This is a genomic window from uncultured Romboutsia sp. (assembly GCF_958366745.1).
Taxonomy (GTDB): domain Bacteria; phylum Bacillota; class Clostridia; order Peptostreptococcales; family Peptostreptococcaceae; genus Romboutsia; species Romboutsia timonensis.
Genome location: NZ_CATXCO010000182.1, coordinates 1 through 4,867 on the forward strand (window position 1 = coordinate 1; position 4,867 = coordinate 4,867).

The window sequence follows — 4,867 nt, forward strand, 5'->3', positions numbered from 1 at the left end:
TATACTAAGGATATAATAGTAATACTATTAATTAAATAAATTTTAAATTATAATATAGTATATAAATAATAATGGCAAGATATAACAATATAGCGAGGTGATAAGTATGAAATTATATAATACATTAACTAGAACAAAAGAAGAGTTTATACCATTAGAAGAAGGAAAAGTAAAAATGTATGTATGTGGACCGACAGTATATAACTATATACATATAGGGAATGCTAGACCTTTTATAATGTTTGATACATTAAGAAGATATTTACAATACAAAGGATACGATGTAACATTTGTTCAAAACTTTACAGATGTAGATGATAAAATAATAAAAAGAGGACATGAAGAAGGAATAAGCCCTGAAGATGTAGCTAATAAATACATAAACGAGTACTTTGTAGATGCAGACGGTCTTGGAATACAAAGAGCAGATGTTCATCCTAGAGTTACAGATAATATACAACAAATAATAGACTTTGTTAAAGATTTAGAGGACAAAGGATATGCTTATGAAGTAAATGGAGATGTTTACTTTGATACTAAGAAGTTTGAAGGATATGGGAAACTTTCTAAACAAAATCAAGATGAGCTAGAAGCTGGAGCAAGAATAGAAGTAAATAGTCAAAAAAGACATCCAATGGACTTTGTTTTATGGAAGTCTAAAAAAGAAGGTGAACCAGGATGGAATAGCCCTTGGGGAGAAGGTAGACCAGGATGGCATATAGAATGTTCTGTTATGTCTAATAGATATTTAGGTGAAACTATAGATATACATGCTGGAGGTCAAGACCTAGCATTCCCTCACCATGAGAATGAAATAGCTCAAAGTGAAGCTAGAAGTGGAAAAACATTCTCTAATTATTGGGTTCATAATGGATATATAAATATAAATAATGAAAAAATGAGTAAATCAAAAGGTAACTTCTTTACAGTAAGAGATATATCTAAGAAATATGACTTAGAAATAGTAAGATTCTTTATGTTATCAGCTCATTATAGAAATCCTGTTAATTTCAGTGATGAAATGCTTAATCAAGCAAAGGCAGGACTTGAAAGACTTTATAATGCAAAGGAAAAATTAGAATTTACTATAAGCAACCTATCAGAATCTGCTATAAAAGATGAAGAAAAAGAACTAATAAATGAATTAGAATCTTATAAGGATAAGTTTATAAATGCTATGGAAGATGATTTAAATACAGCAGATGCAGTAAGTGCTATTTTTGAATTATCAAAGTTTATAAATACAAATGTAAATGAAACATCTTCATTAGAATTTGCAAAGATGTGCTTAGATAAATTCAATGAATTAACTGGAGTTTTAAATATAGTAAATAAGAAAAACGATGATATTTTAGATAAAGATATAGAAGAGCTAATACAAAAAAGAGCAGATGCTAAGAAAAATAAAGATTTTAAATTAGCAGATGAGATAAGACAAGAATTATTAGATAAAGGTATAGTATTAGAAGATACTAGACAAGGAACAAAGTGGAAGAGAGTATAATTATGAATAGAACAGAATTAATAACTATGTCTCCATTAGTATTAGCATATTTAGGTGATACGGTTTTTGAATCGCATATAAGGGAGTACCTAATAACTAAGAATATAAATAAAAAAGTTAACGATCTTCACAAGTCAGCAGTAAAATATGTAAATGCTAAGGCTCAAGCTACTATAATACACAATATAGAAGATCAATTAACAGAAGATGAGCTAAGAATTTATAAGAGGGGAAGAAATCAAAAATCTCACACTTCTCCTAAAAATGCAGATATTATAGATTATAAGCATGCGACAGGATTTGAAGCTTTAATCGGATATTTATATTTAGATAAAAACTATGAAAGATTAGAATATATAATATCTGAAGGAATAAAAATCATTGAAGCTAATATGTAATTAAGAAAAGTATTGCTATACAAGGCAATACTTTTCTTAATTTATTTCTTAATTATGGGATTTTAATGTATAATATTTATAAAATAAGTTAAGGGAGGAACTAGGAATGAAGGTAAAAATATTATCTCATACACCAGAGCCAGAGAAAGTTATATCAATGGCTGCCAAATTATGTTATTCAGCAGTTGGCGTTGACCAAATAGAAGAAAATTTAACACCAGAGAGCATAGATAAGTTTTTAAATATGCTGATAAGTATAGGTCATGAATCTCCTCTGGAACACGTGTCATTTACATTTGCAGTAGAGGGAATATCTAGGGCTTGTTCTCACCAAATAGTGAGACATCGTATAGCTAGTTACTCACAACAAAGTCAAAGATATGTTAAGTTAAATCAATTTGAATACATAATTCCTCACCATATAAATGAAATAGATGAGGCAAGAGAGCTATTCATAGAAACAATGAAGAAAGATCAAGAAGCTTATGATAAGCTTGTGGAAATATTATTTGAAAAACACTATAATAAATTAATACAAAATGGAAAAAATGAGAAAGAAGCAAAAAGAAGTGCAGAAAAGCAAGCTATAGAAGATGCTAGATATGTTTTTCCTAATGCTTGCGAAACAAAAATGGTATTTACTATGAACGTAAGAAGTTTATATAATTTCTTAAACCACAGATGTTGCGAAAGAGCACAATGGGAAATAAGGGAGTTAGCTATAGAAATGTTAAGACAATTAAAACAAGTAGCTCCGATATTATTTAGAAATATGGGACCAAACTGTGTTCAAGGACCATGTCCAGAAGGTAACATGACTTGTGGTAAAATAGTTGAAATAAGAGAAAAATTTAAAAATTTATAGGCGGTGGAAAGTTTGGCAACAATAGAAGGAAGAAATCCTGTAATAGAAGCAATAAAAAATGATAGAGAAATAGATAAAATAATGATAGCAAATTCGGCTAAAGAAGGTTCTATCAAAAAAATAATAGGCATGGCTAAAGAAAAAAATATAGTAATACAATATGTAGATAAACACAAATTAGATGAAGTGAGTACTAGCCACTCTCATCAAGGTGTTATAGCTCAAGTAAGTGAGTATAAATACTGGGAGTTGGACGAATTAATAGAAAGTGTTAAAGCTAAAAATGAAGATCCATTTTTCATAATACTAGACGAGATAACAGATCCTCACAATCTTGGATCTATAATAAGAACAGCTGATGCAGTTGGTGCTCATGGAGTTATAATACCTAAAAGAAGGTCAGTACATATAACACCAGTAGTAGCTAAAGCTTCTGCAGGTGCAGTTGAATATGTACCTGTTTGTAAGGTTACTAATATAGTTAATACTATAAAAAAATTAAAAGGTGAAGGTTTATGGATAGCTGCAGCTGATATGGATGGACAGACATTCTATGAACAAAATCTTACAGGTGCACTTGGATTAGTTATAGGTAGTGAAGGTTTTGGTATATCTAGATTAGTTAAACAAAATTGTGACTTTACTGTTAAGATGCCTATGATAGGAAATGTAACATCATTAAATGCCTCAGTAGCAGCAGGAATTCTACTATACGAGATATTTAAACAAAGATCAGGTAATAAGTAAATTGATGAGAAGAAATAAAAAAGACTATTTAATAGTAGATGGTTATAATATTATAAATGCCTGGGATGAACTAAAGGAGATAGCTATATCAGATTTAGAACATGCCAGGGAAAAATTGATAGATGCTATAATCGAATATGCTGAATTTACAGGAAGATTAGGTATAATAGTTTTTGATGCCTATAACATAAAAAGTTGTAAAGAGAAAATAGAAAAAAGAAAAAATATAACTATAGTTTATACAAAAGAGTACCAAACTGCAGATAGTTATATAGAGAAATTTATAGGATCTTTATCTAAATATGATGATGTAAAGGTTGCTACTAATGATTATGCAGAGCAGCAAATTGTATTAGGTAAAGGTGCAAGCAGAATAACTTCTAGAGAATTAAAACTAGATTTAGAAAATGCAAAGTCTAAAATAAGGGAAAAAAATACTAGCGTGCATAAAAAAATTCAACGAAATTGGTTGGAAGATAGGTTAGATAAGGAAACATTGTCGAAACTTGAGAACATTCGTAGAAACCGTTGAAAACACTAAATTTGTTAGATTATAATAAAGCTATGAAAATGTTTGATGGGGGAGATAAACATGTTAGTAGCTAATGATGAATTCTATGAATCGATAGATAACAGTCAACAAGATGAATATGACATAGTATTAAAAGCAAGCAAAGGGGATAAAATAGCATTAGAATATATTATAAAAAAATATAAAAATTTTGTGAAAGCAAAAGCAAAGTCATATTTTTTAATAGGTGCAGATAAAGAGGATATAATTCAAGAGGGAATGATAGGACTATATAAAGCGGTTAGAGACTTTGATGCAAGTAAAACAAATTCTTTTAAAGGATTTGCTGATATTTGTATAACAAGACAAATAATAACAGCAATAAAAACGGCAACTAGACAAAAACATATACCTCTTAATTCATATATATCTTTAAATAAACCTGTGTATGATGAGGAATCAGAAAGAACACTTTTGGATATAATTGCAACTAGTATAGTTACAGATCCAGAAGAACTTATAATAAGCAAAGAAGAACTAAAACACATAGAATCAAAAATGAATGAATTACTAAGTGATTTAGAATTACAAGTTGTGGAATACTACTTAAATGGTAAGTCATATCAATACATAGCGGACAAGCTTAAAAGAGATGTAAAATCAATAGATAATGCTCTTCAAAGAGTGAAGAGAAAATTGGAAAAACATCTTGAAAACAGAAATGATTAATAGTAAAATACTTACCATAAGCTTATTATAAGCGTAATAAATTAAAAATATTAATCAAGGAGGTATTTCAAAATGGCTAAAGCTAAATTTGAAAGAAATAAACCACACGTTAA

The 4,867-nt window shown here is 29.0% G+C and carries 6 protein-coding genes; all 6 read left to right on the forward strand.

Features of this window, described 5'->3' with window-relative positions; all coding sequences use genetic code 11:
* The first annotated feature begins 106 nt into the window (after positions 1–106).
* The 6 genes from cysS (at position 107) to sigH (ending at position 4,754) form a co-directional block, all read left to right on the forward strand.
* Positions 107–1,504, forward strand: a complete 1,398-nt coding sequence (gene cysS, locus Q5F54_RS10610) for a cysteine--tRNA ligase (protein ID WP_071119060.1) — start codon at positions 107–109, stop codon at positions 1,502–1,504.
* Positions 1,505–1,506: 2 nt separating this feature from the next.
* Positions 1,507–1,902, forward strand: coding sequence for a Mini-ribonuclease 3 (locus Q5F54_RS10615; protein ID WP_143023142.1), 396 nt, complete (start codon positions 1,507–1,509; stop codon positions 1,900–1,902).
* 106 nt (positions 1,903–2,008) lie between these two features.
* On the forward strand, positions 2,009–2,767 hold the full coding sequence (gene thyX, locus Q5F54_RS10620; protein WP_071119058.1) for an FAD-dependent thymidylate synthase: 759 nt from the start codon (positions 2,009–2,011) through the stop codon (positions 2,765–2,767).
* A 12-nt stretch (positions 2,768–2,779) separates the two neighbouring features.
* On the forward strand, positions 2,780–3,514 hold the full coding sequence (rlmB, locus tag Q5F54_RS10625) for a 23S rRNA (guanosine(2251)-2'-O)-methyltransferase RlmB (protein ID WP_281537502.1): 735 nt from the start codon (positions 2,780–2,782) through the stop codon (positions 3,512–3,514).
* Between the two features lie 4 nt (positions 3,515–3,518).
* Positions 3,519–4,046, forward strand: coding sequence for an NYN domain-containing protein (locus tag Q5F54_RS10630; protein ID WP_071119071.1), 528 nt, complete (start codon positions 3,519–3,521; stop codon positions 4,044–4,046).
* A 60-nt stretch (positions 4,047–4,106) separates the two neighbouring features.
* Complete coding sequence (sigH, locus tag Q5F54_RS10635; RefSeq protein WP_071119056.1) at positions 4,107–4,754, forward strand: RNA polymerase sporulation sigma factor SigH; 648 nt, start codon at positions 4,107–4,109, stop codon at positions 4,752–4,754.
* Positions 4,755–4,867 lie beyond the last annotated feature (113 nt).

Bases quoted from the DNA above. Each gene is read 5' to 3' on its own strand.
- cysS (WP_071119060.1), top strand. From the start codon at position 107: ATGAAATTATATAATACATTAACTAGAACAAAAGAAGAGTTTATACCA.
- Q5F54_RS10615 (WP_143023142.1), top strand. From the start codon at position 1,507: ATGAATAGAACAGAATTAATAACTATGTCTCCATTAGTATTAGCATAT.
- thyX (WP_071119058.1), top strand. From the start codon at position 2,009: ATGAAGGTAAAAATATTATCTCATACACCAGAGCCAGAGAAAGTTATA.
- Q5F54_RS10630 (WP_071119071.1), top strand. From the start codon at position 3,519: ATGAGAAGAAATAAAAAAGACTATTTAATAGTAGATGGTTATAATATT.
- sigH (WP_071119056.1), top strand. From the start codon at position 4,107: ATGTTAGTAGCTAATGATGAATTCTATGAATCGATAGATAACAGTCAA.